This window comes from Rhizobium sp. 18055 (assembly GCF_902706285.1).
Classification (GTDB): Bacteria; Pseudomonadota; Alphaproteobacteria; order Rhizobiales; family Rhizobiaceae; genus Rhizobium.
Genome location: NZ_CACSKD010000066.1, coordinates 1 through 838, shown reverse-complemented (window position 1 = coordinate 838; position 838 = coordinate 1). Strand labels below are relative to the sequence as shown.

Annotated in this window: 1 protein-coding gene; it reads left to right on the top strand. The window is 68.4% G+C overall.

The genetic code is table 11. The features are described 5' to 3' along the window. Positions 1-838 (top strand): diguanylate cyclase (locus tag GVL52_RS31435; protein WP_160012654.1); only part of this gene is annotated, 838 nt, incomplete at both ends.

Genomic DNA, 838 nt, shown 5'->3' with positions numbered 1-838 from the left:
GCTGGACATCCGGCTCTCCGACCACAACGACGGCTACTGGGTCGCGCAACAGATGCGCGAGGCCGAGCCGGGCGGATGGACGCCCATCATCTTCCTGTCCGGGCTGGATAGCGACCTGGATGTCTGGCGCGGCATCGAGGCGGGCGGCGACGACTACCTCGTCAAACCGGTGAAACCGATCGTGCTGGTGGCCAAGCTGCGCGCCATGCGCCGGCTGCTGGACATGCGCCGGCGGCTGGTGACGATGTCCGAAGAGCTCCACCTGGCCAACCAGCGCCTCAACGAGATGGTCGAGGTGGACCCGCTCACCGGCCTCGTCAACCGGCGCGGCTTCGACCGCATCCTGCACAGCGAGATCCTGGCCGCGCGCCGCGACGGCCTGCCGCTCACGCTGATGCTGTGCGACCTGGACCATTTCAAGCGCTTCAACGATACCGTCGGCCACGTGCAGGGCGACGCCTGCCTGCGCGAAGTCGGGCGGATACTGAAGGAAGTGTGCGTGCGTCCGCGCGATGCGGCGGCCCGCTACGGCGGCGAGGAATTCCTGCTGATCTTCCCCGCCACGCCGCTGCTGCCGTCGCTCAACAGCTGCGAACGCATCCGCGCGCTGGTGGAGGCGCACCCATGGCAGGAACCGCTGCGGGGACGCGTCACGGTGTCGATCGGCGTCACGCAGTACGTGCTGGGCGAATCGGTGCTGGAGTTCTTCTCGCGCGCCGATACCGCGGTGTACCTGGCCAAGCAGGGTGGTCGCAACCAGGTGGTGGTGCAGGAACCGGTGGGTGCCTTCGCTCCGGCGGAGGATGGAGAGCCGCAGGTCCCGGCGCACGGCTACTTC